This is a genomic window from Amycolatopsis sp. VC5-11, from assembly GCF_037034185.1.
Classification (GTDB): Bacteria; Actinomycetota; Actinomycetes; order Mycobacteriales; family Pseudonocardiaceae; genus Amycolatopsis; species Amycolatopsis nivea.
Genome location: NZ_JBAGKF010000006.1, coordinates 140,425 through 155,745 on the forward strand (window position 1 = coordinate 140,425; position 15,321 = coordinate 155,745).

The following is a 15,321-nucleotide window of genomic DNA, read 5'->3' on the forward strand; positions in this document are numbered from 1 at the left end:
AGGGGTCCTTCACAGACCGATGAGAAATCCTCCGCCCGGTCGTCAGTTCTGGTGACCCCCTCGCCCTGGTGGAAGGATCGACGACCATGAGCCCGCCGGACACCGACGACCCAGCGCGGTTCGCGCTGCTGACCGAGCGCCACCGGCGTGAGCTGCAAGTGCACTGCTACCGAATGCTCGCGAACTACGAAGACGCCCAGGACCTGACACAGGAGACGTTCCTGCGAGCGTGGAACAAACGGGAGTCCTTCAACGGCCGTGCTGCGCTGCGAACCTGGCTGTACCGGATCGCGACCAACGCCTGCCTCGATTTCCTGGAAAAGCGCAACGACCGCACCCCCGTGCCGTCCGACCTAGCGGGCTCCGAACTGCCGTACCTGCAGCCATACCCCGACCGGATGCTCCCCGAAGACCCGCAGGAATCGGTGGTCGCACGGGAGACGATCGAGCTGGCGTTCATCGTCGCCGTCCAGCACCTGCCGCCGCGGCAACGCGCAGTCCTCACCCTGCGCGACGTCCTAGGCTGGCCGGCACCGAAGGCTGCGGAAGCCCTTGAGCTGACCGTCGCGTCGGTAACCAGCGCACTGCAACGGGCGCGCGTGACAATGCGCGAGCAACTACCCGCCCGCCGCCTGGACTGGCGCAGCCCCGCCACCCATGAACTGTCGCAAGGCGAGCGCGCCGTGGTGAAGTCGTATATCGAAGCCCACGAACGCAACGACCTCGACCGCCTCATGTCCCTTCTCCGCCACGACCTGCGCTTCGCGATGCTGCCCGACTCCGGCACCGTGATCACAACGGCCCGGGACGCCGTCGACGGCTGGGTCTCCGGCGGCCTCTTCCAGCGCTACGACGACTGGCGCTGCATCGCCACGACGGTCAACCGCATGCCCGCCGCCGCGCTCTACCTCCGGACCGCCGACGATCCGGCGTACCGGCTGCTGAACCTAGCGGTCCTGCACATCGCCGACGGAAAGATCGCCGAACTCACCGGATTCGAGGTCGCCGACAAACCATGGCTTGGCCTGGCCCCGACCCTGTGATCACCGCCTGGTCGCGTAGCGGGTCAGCACGACGCCGCCGGGAAACGTCCGCGTCTCCACGAGATTCAGGTTCACCCAGCTGTCCAGCGCGCTGAAGAACGGCGTACCGCCACCCACCAGAACCGGATGGGTGACCACCGCGTACTCGTCGACGAGCCCCGCCCGCATAGCCGCCCCGGCGAGCGTCGCGCCGCCGACGCTCATCGGCCCGCCGTCGCCTGCCTTGAGCCGCGCGATCTCGGCAACCGCGTCGCCATCGAACAGCCGGGTGTTCCAGCCGACCTTGTCGATCGTCGAGGAGAACACCACCTTCGGAGTGTCCCGCCAGTTCCGCGCGAACTCGACCTCCGCCGCCGTGGCGCCCGGCTGCTGGTCGCCGGTCGGCCAGTAGGAACTCATCGCCTCCCACAGCTTGCTCCCGTAGAGCGACATGCTGTTCGCGCGCTCCTGATCAAGCCACCACTGGAACAACTCCTCGCTCGGCGGCCCGCTCCAGCCGATGTCGTCTCCCGTCGCGGCGACGTAGCCGTCCAGTGTCAGGTTCATGCCGAAGATCAGCTTTCGGGTCATGTCAGCCTCCCTTGTGCGTCGATCGCAGACATACAGACGGGTGGGGCGCTAAAATCTCATCGGAGGCTGTCAGGGCCATGCTGGATCTCCATCAGCCCCACCACGACCTGGTCGCCGAGCCCAGCTCCGCCGGAGGCTCACCCCGCCCGGCGTCTTGGCGAGCCAGCACAGCCCGAGCCGGGGTGTCCAGTTGACTGCTTGGCAGTCGCGAACGACGCGGTCCACGGTCGTCTTCGACGGCAGCGGGCGGCCAGGGTTCGATGCCGGTGTCGCCGATCTCGCCCACGACCATCAGTCCTCTGCGGAGCAGGTAGCCGAGCACGGCGGCGAAGAACCTGGCGAAGCGATCGCTGTCTTCGGGAACCACCCGTGCTGTGTTGGTGATCAGCCAATCCAGCGAAACCCAGTCGTCGAGACCGTCCTCGATGGTCTCGACGACGAGCCGCTCGACATCATTCCGCGAGAACGGAAGCCTGCGCGCGGGAAACTGTTGCGATGAGCATCGCGACAATCGCAACGACGAGCCCGGCGACGCCACCCTCGACGTACAGCCTGAATGCGGGAGCGCACCCCGTGTCCTACACCCCCGCGGGATCTCGCGGCGGGCAGGGCGATTTGTGTCGGTGCGCACAAACGCTTCAGTGGGCCTCGCGAACGAATGGCGGAAAATTCTGACGGAAAGGCGTGGCATCTGGGCTCACGACATGCACCGATCGCCGGGGTTCCGACTAACCTCGTACCCGATCCTGCTCCCTCCTCTGGAGTGGTTGCGTCAACGGCCAGGTTGGGAGTGAAAATGACTAACTTTTCGAACTTCGACAGCCACGGCGACCTCTACTACGGAGGCGGCGTGGCTCGGTTCTCTTTCGGCTTGCTGGTGGTTTCCTCCCCGGACAGTGTTGACGACCACTCGAGCGGGGACCCCGCACGCGAAAATGTGCACGCTGGCAAGGATTCAGTGCACGTGCCCGTTCGTCAGTCGGCCAGCGGGCTGGTTGCTGTCGCGTGTGTCGAAGAGCCCGTCATTCCGGAGGGGCTCGCGCTGGTGCATCGCGGCGTGATTCAGCTGGCTCGATCGTCGATAGTGCTCTACGACCCCAACGGCCAGCTTCGTTTGGAATTGCCCGTGGAACGCGACTTGAACGCGATATCCGTCTACGGCGACGACCCCGCAGAACCAGCCGAGGTCGTCGTGGTGCTAGGCGTTCCCCGACAACACCGTCCGGTGGCCGCTTCCTGGGGCCCAGGAAATAACTAGACAGCCTTGAGAGAATATTGATGGGAGCGAATATGACGGATATCGAGCAGTTGATGGATAAGCTGTGCCGCGCAGGCGTCACGGTAATCCTCAAGGCGGACGACGACAGAATGAGGGAGGGCGGCAAGCCGTGGACGTTGGTGATGTCAGGCGCGGGCCTCGGAGGGCAGGGATTCATCCGCGCCGAAGCCGCCAGCCTCGACGACTGCCTGGAACAAGGCCTCAAGCGACTGCGCGCCAAGTGCGACGGCTTCGAATGGCTGGCTGAGATCCAGCGCTGATCGGCCGGCGGCCTCAAGGATGAGTGATTGGACTGGAAATAAAATGACCGATCTATTCGCAGTGGTCGGCGAGGCCGCTGCCTGGATATTCGATCGCCGTGCAGATTTGGAAGACCGTGGTATGAGGGTAATCGTAGATTCGGGCAGCGACCGAATCTATACCTAGTCGAAACGGCCGCGGGTCGTTCGTGGATGAACTGCGGTGCGCACTTGGCGATCATGTGCGCGGTACCCAGCAGGACCGCGAGCGAGTTGAAGCCGGATTGATCGAAGAACTGGGCGGCATCGGTAATCTCAGCCACATTGTCAACTCACCCGGAGGGAACAGGCCCTGATGGACAACCACGAGTTCTGGGCACTCGTCTCCTTGGTGCGGCAGGACCCGCCGGCGACGGATCAGGCCGCTTTCGCACCTCTGGAAGAGGAACTCGGCAGGCGCGACGAAGCTGAGATCAAGAAGTTCGAGGACATCCTCGCCCAGCGTCTCTACGACCTGGACCGGTCCGAGTTCGCCGCGGTGCCGTCGGCCGCCACCGGTTTGCCTCTCTCCAACGATTCCTTCCTGTACTGCCGGGCAGCGGTGGTGCTGGCGGGGGAACAGGCCTACCGATCTGTTCTCGAGGACCCGGAAAAATTCGGTTCATACACCGGGACCGGTGGACCAGAGGCCGAATTCCTGCTCTACGTCGCGCAACACGCCTACGAGAGTTCGACAGGAAAGGAATGGGAACACGTCAGCCCTGTCGACTACGAGACGGGATCGAACCCGGCGGGCTGGAGCTGAAGTGGGGTTCGGAGACGAATCCGTGCAAAATTCGCCTCGCCAGAGAGTGAAGCACAGTCGGTTCGGACGGATGTCCGCGTGGTTGGGATACCGAGCTCAAATATTGACCTACTTCGTCGATCGCCCAAGAATTTCCGGGAATCAAAGCAGAGGTCATCAGTGGTGGATAGGATGTTGTTGTGGTCGAGTATATGACGCCCGCACATATTGCGGTAGAGATGGGCGATCTTCCGGCTCTTCGGGACCTTTTGGATCAAGGTGTCGATGTCGACGAAGAATGCAACGGCATGACGCTCCTGCAGCATGCCATTGACGTCGAAGGTGATGGTCATGTGCAGACGGGCAATCCATTGCATGTCGATCTCACGGCTTATCTTCTCGCTCGCGGGGCCGACCCGCTTCGTCGAAGCACTGACTTCGAGCAGGTGACGGCAGAGGAGATGGCTCGAAGCTACGGTCACTGGCTGGCGCTTGCCCTGTTTGAAGCATGGAAACACCGCGAAAGCCGATCCGTCTGATACGTGGTGTTGAATCGGTGGCGGCGTGGCGATTGCTCCGGTGGTGCCGATGCCAGGTCATGCGATCGGGTCGGCGAGCCAGGTGCGGAAGAGCGCACCGTGTCGCAGCAGCCGCGGATGGGTGCGAGAGCTCTTGGCTCCGCCTCGAGTGGCGTAGATCACTCGTCGATCAAGGCCTGCCAGGCGAGCGGAGCAGAGGTCAGTGCTCGGCGCGAAGGTGGCAAACCTCAAGCGGGAGTATCGCCGCGTCGGACGGCACGAAAAGGGGCTCGGGTGCGCATGTGAAAATCCTCAAATAGGAGTGTCACTGAGCGCTGTGCTAGCTCCCGCGCCGCGTCCGGCGGCACGAAAAAGGGGCTGAACCCGCAGGTCCAGCCCCTCTCGGTCGGGATGACAGGATTTGAACCTGCGACCCTCCGCTCCCAAAGCGGATGCGCTACCAAGCTGCGCCACATCCCGGCACCCCCGAAGCCCGTGGTCCGGGAGCCTCATGAAGGCCTCCGGAACCCAGGTACCCGGGGGGTGTACGACCCACCCTAGCGGGCACGCTAAGCTTGCTTCGCTCCCGGGTCACCGAGGGCGCTGCGGGTGTAGCTCAATGGTAGAGCCCTAGTCTTCCAAACTAGCTACGCGGGTTCGATTCCCGTCACCCGCTCCAAGCACTTCCGAGTTCGAGGACGACGCCGCGTCCGCCTCCAGGCGGGCGGCGATCACGTCCAGCAGCAGGTCAGTGTCCACCGGCTTCGTGATGTAGTCGTCCGCTCCCGAAGCCAGCGTGCGTTCGCGGTCTTCCTCCGTCGCCTTCGCTGTGACGGCGATCACTGGCAGGTCTTCGTGGGCCGCTTCGGCTCGGATTGCCGCGATGGTGGCGTTGCCGTCCAGTTCCGGCATCATCACGTCCATCAGCACCAACGCGGTGTCCTCGTGGCGTTCCAGCGCCCGGATTCCGGCCACGCCGGTGTCGGCGTAGATGACTTCCAGGCCCGCTTGTTCCAGGACCGCTGCGAGAGCGAAGACGTTGCGCAGGTCGTCGTCGACGATGAGGACCTTTTCGCCGTTGAAGCGTTTCGGGGCGCTGTTCGGTTCGGCCACGGTGATGGTGCTCGGCAGGACCGGCAGCTTCGGGGTCGGGCGCACGGGGGTCGTCGGGGCGATCAGGTTCGCGGCGCCGACCGGCAGGTACAGCGTGAAGGTGCTGCCCTTGCCGGGGACGCTGCTGACGCGCAGTTCGCCGCTCAACAGCTCGGTCAGCTGCTGGCTGATCGACAGGCCCAGGCCGGTGCCGCCGTACTTGCGGCTCGTCGTGCCGTCCGCCTGGCGGAAGGCGTCGAAGATGACTTCCAGCTTCTCCTCGGGGATGCCGATGCCGGTGTCCTCGACGCCGAACGCGATGATCCCGGCCGCCGAGCGCAGGGATTCCTGTTCGACTTCCTCGGGGTCTGCCATCCGGATGTGCAGGCGTACGCCGCCCTCGTCGGTGAATTTCGCGGCGTTCGACAGGAGGTTCCGGAGCACCTGCTGGAGGCGGTGTTCGTCGGTGTGCACGCTGCCGGGCACCGGCGGGTCGATCATGACGGCGAACTCCAGGCCCTTGTCCGCGGTCAGCGGGCGGCACAGCGATTCGACGTAGTTCACCAGCTCCGGCAGCGTCACGTCGGACATCTGCAGGTCCAGCTTCCCGGCCTCGACCTTCGCCAGGTCCAGAATGTCGTTGATCAGCTGCTGCAGGTCGGAACCCGCCGCCCAGATCGTCTTCGCGAACTGGATCTGCTTCTCCGTGAGGTTGCCCTCCGGGTTCTCCGACAGCAGTTTCGCCAGGATCAGCGCGCTGTTGAGCGGAGTCCGCAGCTCGTGCGACATGTTCGCCATGAATTCGTTCTTGTACTGCGACGCGACCGTCAGCTGCCCGGCCCGTTCCTCCAGCTCCTGGCGGGCCTGCTCGATCTCGATGTTCTTGACCTCGATGTCGCGGTTCTGCTGGGCCAGCAGCGCCGCCTTCTCGGCCAGTTCGGTGTTCGACCGGCGCAGTTCGCCCTGCTGGGCCTGCAACTGCTCGGACCGCGCGCGCAGTTCCTGGGCCAGCCGCTGCGATTCGGTCAGCAGCGCTTCCGTGCGCGAGTTCGACAGGATCGTGTTCACGTTGACGCCGATCGTGTGCCGCAGCTGCTCCAGCAGGTCCAGGTGCACCGCGGAGAACTCGTTGACCGACGCCAGTTCCAGCACGCCGAGCACCTCGCCCTGGAACAGCACCGGCAGCACGATCACGTTGACCGGCGGCGCCGAGCCGAGCCCGGACGACACCAGCGCGTACTCCGGAGGAGCGCCGTTGACCAGTATCGTCCGCCGGTCCACCGCGGCCTGGCCGATCAGCGATTCGCCGAGCCGGAAGCGCAGGCCGGTGCGCGCCTGGGCGAGGCCGTAGGCGGCGATGCAGTCGAGCAGCTTGTCCGGGTCGCCGGCGTCCTCGTCGTCGTGCGCGATGAAGAACGCGCCCTGCTGCGCGCTCACCAGCGGGGCCAGCTCCGACAGGATCAGCGTCGCCACCGACGCGAGGTCGCGGTGGCCCTGCATCCGCCCGGACAGCCGCGCCAGGTTCGTCTTCAGCCAGTCCTGTTCGCGGTTCGCGGAGGTGGTCTCCTTGAGGTTCGCGATCATCTGGTTGATGTTGTCCTTGAGGTCCGCCAGCTCGCCGGACGCGTCCACGGTGATGTGCCGGGTCAGATCGCCCGCGGTCACCGCTGTCGCGACCTGGCCGATCGCGCGGACCTGCGTGGTCAGGTTGCCCGCCAGCTGGTTCACGCTCTCGGTCAGCCGCTTCCAGGTGCCGGACACGCCTTCGACCTCGGCCTGACCGCCCAGCTTGCCCTCGGTGCCGACCTCCCGGGCGACCCGGGTGACCTCCGCGGCGAACGCGGACAGCTGGTCGACCATCGTGTTCATCGTCGTCTTGAGTTCCAGGATCTCGCCCCGGGCGTCGACGTCGATCTTGCGCGACAGGTCGCCGCGCGCGACCGCCGTCGTGACCTGCGAGATGTTCCGCACCTGGCTGGTCAGGTTGTGCGCCATGAAGTTGACGTTCTCGGTCAGGTCCTTCCACGTCCCGGCCACGCCGGGCACCCGCGCCTGACCGCCGAGGATGCCTTCCGTGCCGACCTCGCGGGCAACCCGCGTCACCTCGTCGGCGAACGCGCGCAGCGTCTCGACCATGTCGTTCAGCGTCCCGGCCAGCGCCGCGACCTCGCCCGCCGCGTCGATGGAGATCTTCTTCGACAGATCGCCGTTCGCCACCGCGCTCGCCATCGTGGCGATGCTCCGGACCTGCACGGTCAGGTTGTCGGCCATGACGTTCACGTTGTCGGTGAGGTCTTTCCAGATCCCCGCGACGCCCGGAACGCGCGCCTGGCCGCCCAGCCGTCCCTCGGTGCCGACCTCGCGGGCGACCCGGGTGACCTCGTCCGCGAAGGCGGACAGCTGGTCGACCATCGTGTTCAGGATGTTCTTGAGCTCCAGGATCTCGCCGCGCGCGTCGACGGTGATCTTCTGCGTCAGATCGCCGCGCGCCACGGCCGAGGTGACCTGGGAGATGTTCCGCACCTGGTCGGTGAGGTTGTTGGCCATGAAGTTGACGTTGTCGGTGAGGTCCTTCCAGGTCCCCGCCACGCCCGGCACGGTCGCCTGACCGCCCAGTTTTCCTTCCGTGCCAACCTCTCGCGACACCCGGGTGACCTCGTCGGCGAAGGACGAGAGCTGGTCGACCATCGTGTTCAGCGTCGTCTTCAGCTCGAGGATTTCGCCGCGCGCGTCGACCGCGATCTTCTTCGTCAGGTCGCCCCGCGCGACCGCAGTCGCGACCTGCGCGATGTTCCGGACCTGCGCGGTGAGGTTGTTGGCCATGAAGTTCACCGAGCCGGTGAGGTCGCGCCAGATGCCGGCGACCCCGGGCACGGTGGCCTGGCCGCCCAGCTGCCCTTCGGTGCCGACCTCGCGGGCGACTCGGGTGACCTCGTCGGCGAAGGACGAGAGCTGGTCGACCATCGTGTTCATCGTGGTCTTGAGCTCGAGGATCTCGCCCCGCGCGTCCACGGTGATCTTCTGCGTCAAGTCGCCCTTCGCGACCGCGGTGGTCACGTGCGAGATGTTGCGGACCTGGTCGGTCAGGTTGTCGGCCATCTGGTTGACCGAGTCGGTCAGCCCGCGCCACGTGCCGGCCGCGCCGGGTACCTCCGCCTGACCGCCGAGCCGGCCTTCGGAGCCGACCTCGCGGGCCACTCGGGTGACCTCGTCGGCGAACGACGAGAGCTGGTCGACCATCGTGTTCAGCGTCGTCTTCAGCTGCAGGATCTCGCCCCGCGCGTCGACGTCGATCTTCTTCGTCAGATCGCCCGCCGCGACCGCCGTGGCGACCTGCGAGATGTTGCGGACCTGGTCGGTCAGGTTGTCCGCCATCAGGTTCACCGAGTCGGTGAGGTCGCGCCAGGTGCCCGCCACGCCCGGCACGCGCGCCTGGCCGCCCAGGCGTCCCTCGGAACCGACTTCGCGCGACACCCGGGTGACCTCGTCGGCGAAGGACGAGAGCTGGTCGACCATCGTGTTGATGGTGTTCTTGAGCTCGAGGATCTCGCCCCGGGCGTCGACGTTGATCTTCTGCGTCAGGTCGCCGCGGGCCACCGCGGTGGTGACCGAGGCGATGTTCCGGACCTGCTCGGTGAGGTTGTCGGCGAGGAAGTTGACCGAGTCGGTGAGGTCGCGCCACGTCCCGGCCACGCCGGGGACCTCGGCCTGACCGCCGAGGCGGCCCTCTCCGGCGATCTCCCGGGACAGCCGGATCACTTCGGCGGCGAACCGCGACAGCTGCGCGTTGAGGCCGTTCACGGTCTTCGCCAGCTCGGCGTACTGCCCGCGCAGCGGACGGCCGTCCAGCTGCAGCGCCATCGGCTGCGACAGATCGCCCTCGGCGACCGCGCCCAGCACCCGGTCCAGCTCCACGACCGGGCGGCTGACGTCCTCGATCAGCCCGTTGACCGTGTCGACCGCGGTGGCCCAGCCGCCGGGGCCGATCTCGGTGCGCACGCGTTCGGTGAGCTTGCCCTCCTGGCCCACCTCGTCGCGCACGCGCATGAGTTCCGTCACGAGCCGCTGGTTGCGCTCGGCGATGTCGTTGAACGCCGACGCGAGCCGGGCGGTGATCCCGTCGCCGTGCGCCACGAACCGCCGCCGGAAGTTGCCGTCCCCGAGGTCGTGGACCGCGGCGAGCAGCCGCTCCAGTGCCGCGACCTCGTTCGCCGGGACGGAATCCGGGTCAGCGGCCCCGGAGTTCCGGGTGCTCCCGGAAGCCTGGGGAGTCTCTGTCATCTCTGCCGACCTTCCCACCACGCGTGTGCCAGCCATGGTCGTCGACCCAGCCTGCCACGGTTCGCCCTACACTTCGACCCAGTCCGCCCGCGCACACTGTGCCAACCTGGAAGGACCAGGACCGTCAGGTCGACCCGGAGGCAGGAGGTTCGTGCATGGTGTCACGGCCCGCTCCGGCGTCGGCCCTGCCACCCGGCGCCGAGCTGCCCGGGCACGCCGGTTTCTGGCGCTCGGTGCTCGACGACGTCCGGGAGCCGGTGTTCCTCCAGGACCCGGAAGGCGCCCTGCGCTGGGCCAACGCGTCCGCGCAGCGGCTCGGCCCGGCCGAGCTCGTCGGCGTGACCGAGACCACCGGCAAGGTCGGCCACCGCCCGGCCAAGATCCGCGCGCTGCCCGGCGGCTGGCGCGCCTGGACCGTGGTCGACGACGGCCGCCGCCGTCCCGAAGAGTTCCTCGCCGAGGCCGGTCCGAAATTGGCGCTCGCGCGCGGACGGCACGGCACGGCCCGGGTGATCGCCGAGCTGGCGGCGTCCGCGTTGGGCGATTGCGCCTTCGTGCTGCTGCCGACGACCCGCGGCCGCTGGGAATGGTGGAGCTGCACCGAGCACGGCGCGGCGGGCCACGGCCGGATCCGGCGGGTGCCGGCCCAGCTCGCGCCCGTGGTCTCCGACGCGATCACCGACGTCGCCCGGCCCGAGGTCCGCGCGGTGCCCGCGACCGAGGTCGCGGCGTTGCCCGCGGCGGTCGCCGAGCCGTTCGAGGGGCACCTTGAGGTGTCAGTGGTCTCGTTCGGCTCCGGCATGGCGGGCGCGGTGCTGCTCGGCAGGCGCGGCGAGCCCGCGTTCGGCCTCTCGCAAGGCGAAGCCGTCGAGGCGTTCGCGGACGCGGCCGGCACGGCGCTGGCCAACGCGCAGCGCTACGCCCGCCAGGAGGAAGCCACGCGCGGGCTCGAATCGACGTTGCTGCCGACGCCGCCCGCGCAGGTCGAGGGCGCGAATTTCGAGCTGTGGTACGAACCCGCGGGCGGGGTGCTGGGCGTCGGCGGCGATTTCTACGACGTCCTTTCCCGCGACGACGGCAGTGCGTTCGTGGTGGTCGGCGACATCTGCGGCAAGGGCGCCGAGGCCGCCGCGCTGACCGGCCGGGTGCGGCATTCGCTGGCCGCGCTGCATCTGGTCGAACGCGACGGCCGGACGATGCTGCGGCTGCTCAACGAACTCCTGATCTCCGGCGGCAGCAACCGGTTCGCGACGCTCGTGCTCGGTTCGGTCGCGGCCGCCGAGTCCGGGCTCGACGTCACCCTCGCCTCCGGCGGCCATCCGGCCCCGCTCGTGCTGCGGCGCGGGGGAGGGGTCGAGGAGATCAGCGTGCCCGGCACGCTCGTCGGCGTGTCGCCGCAGGCCCGCTTCGCCGAGGCGACGACGCACCTGGACGAGGGCGACGTCTGCCTGCTCTACACCGACGGCGTCACCGAAGCCCGCAACCGCACGGAATCCACCGAACTGTTCGGCGACGAACGGCTCTACACGGTGCTGGAGGACTGCGTCGGGCAACCGGCGCGCGAGGTCGTGCGCCGGTTGCGCGAGGCAGTGCGGGCCTGGCTCGGGAATTCCGGCCACGACGACATCGCGGTGCTGGCGATCGAGGCCGCGCCGCGGGCGGAGTAAGCACCGTTTTCCTTGCCCGGCACCGGAAAGCTACTTCCCGGGCTGGGTCTCCGGCTCCGGCGCTCGCTCCGGTTCCGGAACGGCCTCGGTGTCCGGTTTCGGCTCGGCGGTGCGGGCGGGTTCCGGGCGCTCGAAGTGTTCGCGGCACTGCCGTCCGAACCGACGCGAGTGTGCGGTCATCGGTTCCACCTCCCCGGCTCGCCACCAGGATCGCGCGCCCGGACGGACTTCGCCACCCAATTGCGCCGCGTCAGCCGACCGGGTGGTCCGGTCTGTCTAATGTGGAATCTTGTCGCTCGGCGGCCCGGTGACGGTGTTCCGGGGCGGTCTCGTCTGTCCCGGCGGGGTTTTCGGCGGCGTCCGGCCCGGCTGACTCGTTTGGCTGGCCTGGCTTTCCGACGCCGACGTGGTCTGGGCCGTCGGGCCGGGCGGAACCGTCGTGGTCTGCGGGGGCGGCGTCGCCGCGTTCGTCGAACGGACCGGCGGCGCGGACGGCGAATGCCGCGGAGCCTGGTCCGGCGAATCGGACGGAGCGGACGACGGCGGAGAAACCGGAACCGGTGCCGGGTCGGGGCCCGGCGCGGACCCGGTGCCGGGGCGAAGCGGAGACGCGAACAGCAGCGTTCCGGCCGCGACCAGCACGACCGGCAGGCCCGCCGCGAGCACCGCGCGCCGCCGCGAGACCCGGTGGCGGCGGCAGAAGACGGCCAACCGCGTTTTGATCGGAAGCCGCAACGTTTCCGTGCCGCGCAACGCACGCGCCACGGCGGTCGCGGAGGGTCTTTCTTCCGGATCGCGCATGGTCATCGCGCGCAGAGTCCTCGCAAGCGGTTCCGGCGTGCCCGGCGGCACCCGCGGCGATCGATGCAGCCGCACTACCGCGGTTTCCGCTGCCGTACCCGGGTATTCGCGGACGCCGGTGAGGCATTCCAGGAGGACGAGCCCGAGCGCGTACACGTCCGAAGCCGGGCCGGGGTGCTCGCCGAGCACCTGCTCCGGCGAGAGGTAAGCCGCCGTCCCGACGACCGCGCCGGTGTCGGTCACGCGGGTCGCGTCCACGATGCGCGCGACGCCGAAGTCGGCGATCCGCGGGCCGTCGTCGGACATGAGGATGTTGGCGGGTTTGAGGTCGCGGTGGGTCACCTCGTGCGCGTGGACGTGAGCGAGCGCCTCGGCCAGCTGCGCGCCCAGTTCGACCACCCGGTCGGCGGGCAGCGGCCCGGAGCACAGCCATTCGGACAGGTTGGGCCCGTGCACGCAGTCCATGACGAGGTACGCGTACCCCTCGTCGATTCCGGCGTCGACGAACCCGACCAACCCCGGATGCCGCACCGCGCGCAGCGCCGCGATCTCCTGGTCCCGGCGGTTGCGGCCCAGTTCGACCGCTCCGGCGTGGAACAGCTTGACCGCGACCTCGCCTCCGGTTTCGCGGTCCTCGCCGCGGTGCACGCTGGCGGTCGCGCCTTCGCCGATCCGCTCGCCCACCTCGTACCGGCCGGCCAGGACCAGCGGAGCGGGCCCGTACCGGCCCAGCGCGAACCGTCTCGCGGTCGTGCCCGCGTCCGCATCGCCGGTGCCGGTCATGTGCCGCTCGCCTTTCCCCCGGGTAGCGGGGACAACTTACTCGCCGTCGGGCGAGGACAAAAGCTGAGCCGGGTCCGGGGGAGGACGCACGAGGTCACGCCGCCGGGCGGACCTCCCGGCGTTTCGCGAGTACAGTGGCAGCTGAGTACTACCGGCGCGCGCAATACTTGCAGTCACATTGACCTGCGCCGATGCTGCTCGGGGCCCGCGGCCGCCCGCAACCGGGGCCGTCTGGAGGAGGTGCACCATGTCGGTGTCGGACGACGCCGTCGAGGCGCGCGCGCAAGGCTGGCGGACGCTGGCGGCGCTGCACGCGCGGATCGAAGACCGGCTGAACCGCGCGCTGGAAAGCGAGCACGAGCTGTCGGTGAGCGAGTACACGGTGCTCGACGTGCTCGGCCGCCAGGACGGCTTCCACCTGCGGATGAGCCAGCTGGCCAACGCGGTGGTGCTGAGCCAGTCGGCGACGACCCGGCTGGTCACCCGGCTGGAGGAGCGCGGCCTGCTGTCGCGCTACCTGTGCCAGGACGACCGGCGCGGCATCTACACCGAGGTCACGCCCTCCGGGCAGAAGCTGCTGGCCGCCGCCCGCCCGACGCACGACACGGCGCTTTCGGCCGCGCTCGCCGAGGCGGAGGAGCTGCCGGAGCTGGCGCCCTTGGTCACCGCGCTGGGGTCGCTCACCTTCGCTGCTCAGTGACGTTCCGTGAAGGCTCCTTGAGGGAGCCAGATTCCCTCAAGGAGCCCTTCACGGACCGAAAACCCCGCGTACCAGGCCAGCGGCACCTTCGAGGGGCGATCAGGGCCGCAGGCGGTGCAGGTCCCGGGGGAAGAGCGTCGCCCCGCGCACGTTCGCCACGCCCAGCACGCGCGCGACCCAGCGCTCCAGCCCGATCGCGAACCCGCCGTGCGGCGGCATGCCGTACGCGAACGCGTCGAGATAGTCGGAGTATTGCCCGGCCGCCTCGCCGAGCACGGCGAGGTAGTCCGCGTGCCGGTGCAGCCGCTGGCCGCCGGTCACGAGTTCCAGGCCGCGGAAGAGCAGGTCGAAACTGTTCGACCGGGCCGGGTCCGCCGGGTCCGGATGGGTGTAGAACGGCCGTTTCGCCATCGGGTATCCGGTCACGAACAGGAATTCCGACCCGTGTTCCCGCTCGGCCCACGCGCACAGCCATCGTTCGTGCGCGGGCGCGAGGTCCGGCTCGCCGCGCGGGTCCTCGCCGGTGTTCCGGGCCAGAAGTTCTTGCGCCGCGGCGAAATCGATCGACGGGATCTCTTCCGGCACCGTCGGCGCGTCCGGTCCCGCCGCGGCGGCCATCTCCGCTACGACGTCGCGCAGCACCGCCATGACGTCGCGGTGGTCGGCGATGAAGCCCAGTTCCGCGTCGAGACTCGTGTACTGGGCCAGATGCCGTGCGGTGTCATGCGGTTCGGCCCGGAAAACCGGCCCCACCTCGTACACCCGCTCGAACACGCCGACCATGGCCTGCTTGAAGAACTGCGGCGACTGCGCGAGGTAAGCGGGACGGCCAAAGTAGTCGAGCTGGAACACGTTCGCCCCGGATTCCGTCGCGGTGGCAACGATCTTGGGCGTATGAATCTCAGTGAATCCCTGTCTGTCCAACACTCGCCGAAACGCCGCGACACTGGCCGCGGCCACCTCGAATCGCCGCCGCAGCACCGGATGCCGCAACGCGACCGCGGCATTGTCCAGCACCACCGGCAAACCAGCGGCCACTTCGGGTCGATAAAGATTGAACGGCGGCCGCTTTTCCGGCGCGGACAGCACTTCTAATACCGGTTCCCGCAGTTCAATTCCTTGCGGTGCCTGCGGATTGGCGACCACCTGCCCGGTGAGCCGCACGACGGTCTCCTCGGCGACCTCCGGCGGCTCGGCGAACACCGCCTGCGCGGTGCCGAACCGGTCGCGGACGACCAGGAACGCCACGGATTTCAGCACGCGCCGGCGGTGCACCCAGCCGGCGATCGTCACGGTGGAGCCCACGCGGTCACGCAGGCAGGCCACCGGGGTGCGGGTACTCATTCCTTCTCCTGAGCGCACTCGGCGACCCCTTGGGGGTGCGGGCGAGAAGGGACACTCGCGGTGCCACCGCACCTTCGCCGCCGAGTGGGCGGCCTCGTTCTGGCCGGGTGACGGCGGCCGGGCCGGCGGGGCATTTCCTCCCCGCACTCAGGAGTGTCTTCGCGCAGGGCCGCGACGCTGCCTTCTCACCGGCGGCAGCTCTCTGTCCCTCGCGGCGCCC

13 protein-coding genes and 2 tRNA genes are annotated in these 15,321 nt (G+C 68.4%); 8 read left to right on the forward strand and 7 right to left on the reverse strand.

Annotated features, from left to right (window positions below; translation table 11 throughout):
- Positions 1-86 precede the first annotated feature (86 nt).
- Complete coding sequence (locus WA670_RS20185) at positions 87-1,043, forward strand: RNA polymerase subunit sigma-70 (protein ID WP_336158523.1); 957 nt, start codon at positions 87-89, stop codon at positions 1,041-1,043.
- On the opposite strand, the gene WA670_RS20190 is transcribed toward WA670_RS20185, so the two are convergent.
- Together WA670_RS20190 and WA670_RS20195 are read right to left on the reverse strand one after the other, a co-directional pair.
- Positions 1,044-1,613 carry a dihydrofolate reductase family protein gene (locus WA670_RS20190; protein WP_336158524.1) on the reverse strand — a complete coding sequence of 190 codons (570 nt, stop codon included), beginning with the start codon at positions 1,611-1,613 and terminating at the stop codon, positions 1,044-1,046.
- A gap of 91 nt (positions 1,614-1,704) precedes the next feature.
- Positions 1,705-2,151 (reverse strand): hypothetical protein, encoded by a 447-nt coding sequence (locus WA670_RS20195; protein WP_336158525.1) that lies wholly within the window; start codon positions 2,149-2,151, stop codon positions 1,705-1,707.
- Between the two features lie 258 nt (positions 2,152-2,409).
- Here WA670_RS20195 and WA670_RS20200 point away from each other — a divergent pair, with 258 nt between their 5' ends.
- The 4 genes from WA670_RS20200 (at position 2,410) to WA670_RS20215 (ending at position 4,454) form a co-directional block, all read left to right on the forward strand.
- On the forward strand, positions 2,410-2,871 hold the full coding sequence (locus WA670_RS20200) for a hypothetical protein (protein ID WP_134729642.1): 462 nt from the start codon (positions 2,410-2,412) through the stop codon (positions 2,869-2,871).
- 32 nt (positions 2,872-2,903) lie between these two features.
- A complete protein-coding gene (locus WA670_RS20205; RefSeq protein ID WP_205673178.1) occupies positions 2,904-3,152 on the forward strand; it encodes a hypothetical protein in 249 nt (82 codons plus the stop codon).
- A 334-nt stretch (positions 3,153-3,486) separates the two neighbouring features.
- Positions 3,487-3,936 (forward strand): DUF4240 domain-containing protein, encoded by a 450-nt coding sequence (locus tag WA670_RS20210; RefSeq protein ID WP_336158526.1) that lies wholly within the window; start codon positions 3,487-3,489, stop codon positions 3,934-3,936.
- A gap of 179 nt (positions 3,937-4,115) precedes the next feature.
- The gene (locus WA670_RS20215; protein WP_336158527.1) at positions 4,116-4,454 is read left to right on the forward strand and encodes an ankyrin repeat domain-containing protein; all 339 of its coding nucleotides are present in this window, start codon (positions 4,116-4,118) and stop codon (positions 4,452-4,454) included.
- Positions 4,455-4,839: 385 nt separating this feature from the next.
- Here the strand turns inward: WA670_RS20215 and WA670_RS20220 are convergent.
- Positions 4,840-4,913: transfer RNA gene (locus tag WA670_RS20220), tRNA-Pro, on the reverse strand.
- A 125-nt stretch (positions 4,914-5,038) separates the two neighbouring features.
- Between WA670_RS20220 and WA670_RS20225 the strand changes: the two genes are divergently transcribed.
- Positions 5,039-5,112: transfer RNA gene (locus WA670_RS20225), tRNA-Gly, on the forward strand.
- Here the strand turns inward: WA670_RS20225 and WA670_RS20230 are convergent.
- Positions 5,064-9,572 carry a HAMP domain-containing protein gene (locus tag WA670_RS20230; protein WP_336158675.1) on the reverse strand — a complete coding sequence of 1,503 codons (4,509 nt, stop codon included), beginning with the start codon at positions 9,570-9,572 and terminating at the stop codon, positions 5,064-5,066. The genes WA670_RS20225 and WA670_RS20230 overlap by 49 nt on opposite strands.
- A 467-nt stretch (positions 9,573-10,039) precedes the next feature.
- Here WA670_RS20230 and WA670_RS20235 point away from each other — a divergent pair, with 467 nt between their 5' ends.
- Complete coding sequence (locus WA670_RS20235) at positions 10,040-11,473, forward strand: PP2C family protein-serine/threonine phosphatase (protein ID WP_336158528.1); 1,434 nt, start codon at positions 10,040-10,042, stop codon at positions 11,471-11,473.
- Between the two features lie 30 nt (positions 11,474-11,503).
- On the opposite strand, the gene WA670_RS20240 is transcribed toward WA670_RS20235, so the two are convergent.
- Positions 11,504-11,653 (reverse strand): hypothetical protein, encoded by a 150-nt coding sequence (locus WA670_RS20240; protein ID WP_336158529.1) that lies wholly within the window; start codon positions 11,651-11,653, stop codon positions 11,504-11,506.
- Between the two features lie 96 nt (positions 11,654-11,749).
- Positions 11,750-13,057, reverse strand: a complete 1,308-nt coding sequence (locus WA670_RS20245; RefSeq protein ID WP_336158530.1) for a serine/threonine-protein kinase — start codon at positions 13,055-13,057, stop codon at positions 11,750-11,752.
- Positions 13,058-13,304: 247 nt separating this feature from the next.
- Between WA670_RS20245 and WA670_RS20250 the strand changes: the two genes are divergently transcribed.
- A complete protein-coding gene (locus tag WA670_RS20250; RefSeq protein WP_037813922.1) occupies positions 13,305-13,757 on the forward strand; it encodes a MarR family winged helix-turn-helix transcriptional regulator in 453 nt (150 codons plus the stop codon).
- A gap of 99 nt (positions 13,758-13,856) precedes the next feature.
- On the opposite strand, the gene aspS is transcribed toward WA670_RS20250, so the two are convergent.
- On the reverse strand, positions 13,857-15,101 hold the full coding sequence (gene aspS / locus WA670_RS20255; RefSeq protein ID WP_336158531.1) for an aspartate--tRNA(Asn) ligase: 1,245 nt from the start codon (positions 15,099-15,101) through the stop codon (positions 13,857-13,859).
- Between the last annotated feature and the right edge of the window lie 220 nt (positions 15,102-15,321).

Coding starts and splice junctions, on each gene's coding strand:
- WA670_RS20185 (WP_336158523.1), top strand. CDS start 87: ATGAGCCCGCCGGACACCGACGACCCAGCGCGGTTCGCGCTGCTGACC.
- WA670_RS20190 (WP_336158524.1), bottom strand. CDS start 1,613: ATGACCCGAAAGCTGATCTTCGGCATGAACCTGACACTGGACGGCTAC.
- WA670_RS20200 (WP_134729642.1), top strand. CDS start 2,410: ATGACTAACTTTTCGAACTTCGACAGCCACGGCGACCTCTACTACGGA.
- WA670_RS20205 (WP_205673178.1), top strand. CDS start 2,904: ATGACGGATATCGAGCAGTTGATGGATAAGCTGTGCCGCGCAGGCGTC.
- WA670_RS20210 (WP_336158526.1), top strand. CDS start 3,487: ATGGACAACCACGAGTTCTGGGCACTCGTCTCCTTGGTGCGGCAGGAC.
- WA670_RS20230 (WP_336158675.1), bottom strand. CDS start 9,572: ATGCGCGTGCGCGACGAGGTGGGCCAGGAGGGCAAGCTCACCGAACGC.
- WA670_RS20240 (WP_336158529.1), bottom strand. CDS start 11,653: ATGACCGCACACTCGCGTCGGTTCGGACGGCAGTGCCGCGAACACTTC.
- WA670_RS20245 (WP_336158530.1), bottom strand. CDS start 13,057: ATGACCGGCACCGGCGATGCGGACGCGGGCACGACCGCGAGACGGTTC.
- WA670_RS20250 (WP_037813922.1), top strand. CDS start 13,305: ATGTCGGTGTCGGACGACGCCGTCGAGGCGCGCGCGCAAGGCTGGCGG.
- aspS (WP_336158531.1), bottom strand. CDS start 15,101: ATGAGTACCCGCACCCCGGTGGCCTGCCTGCGTGACCGCGTGGGCTCC.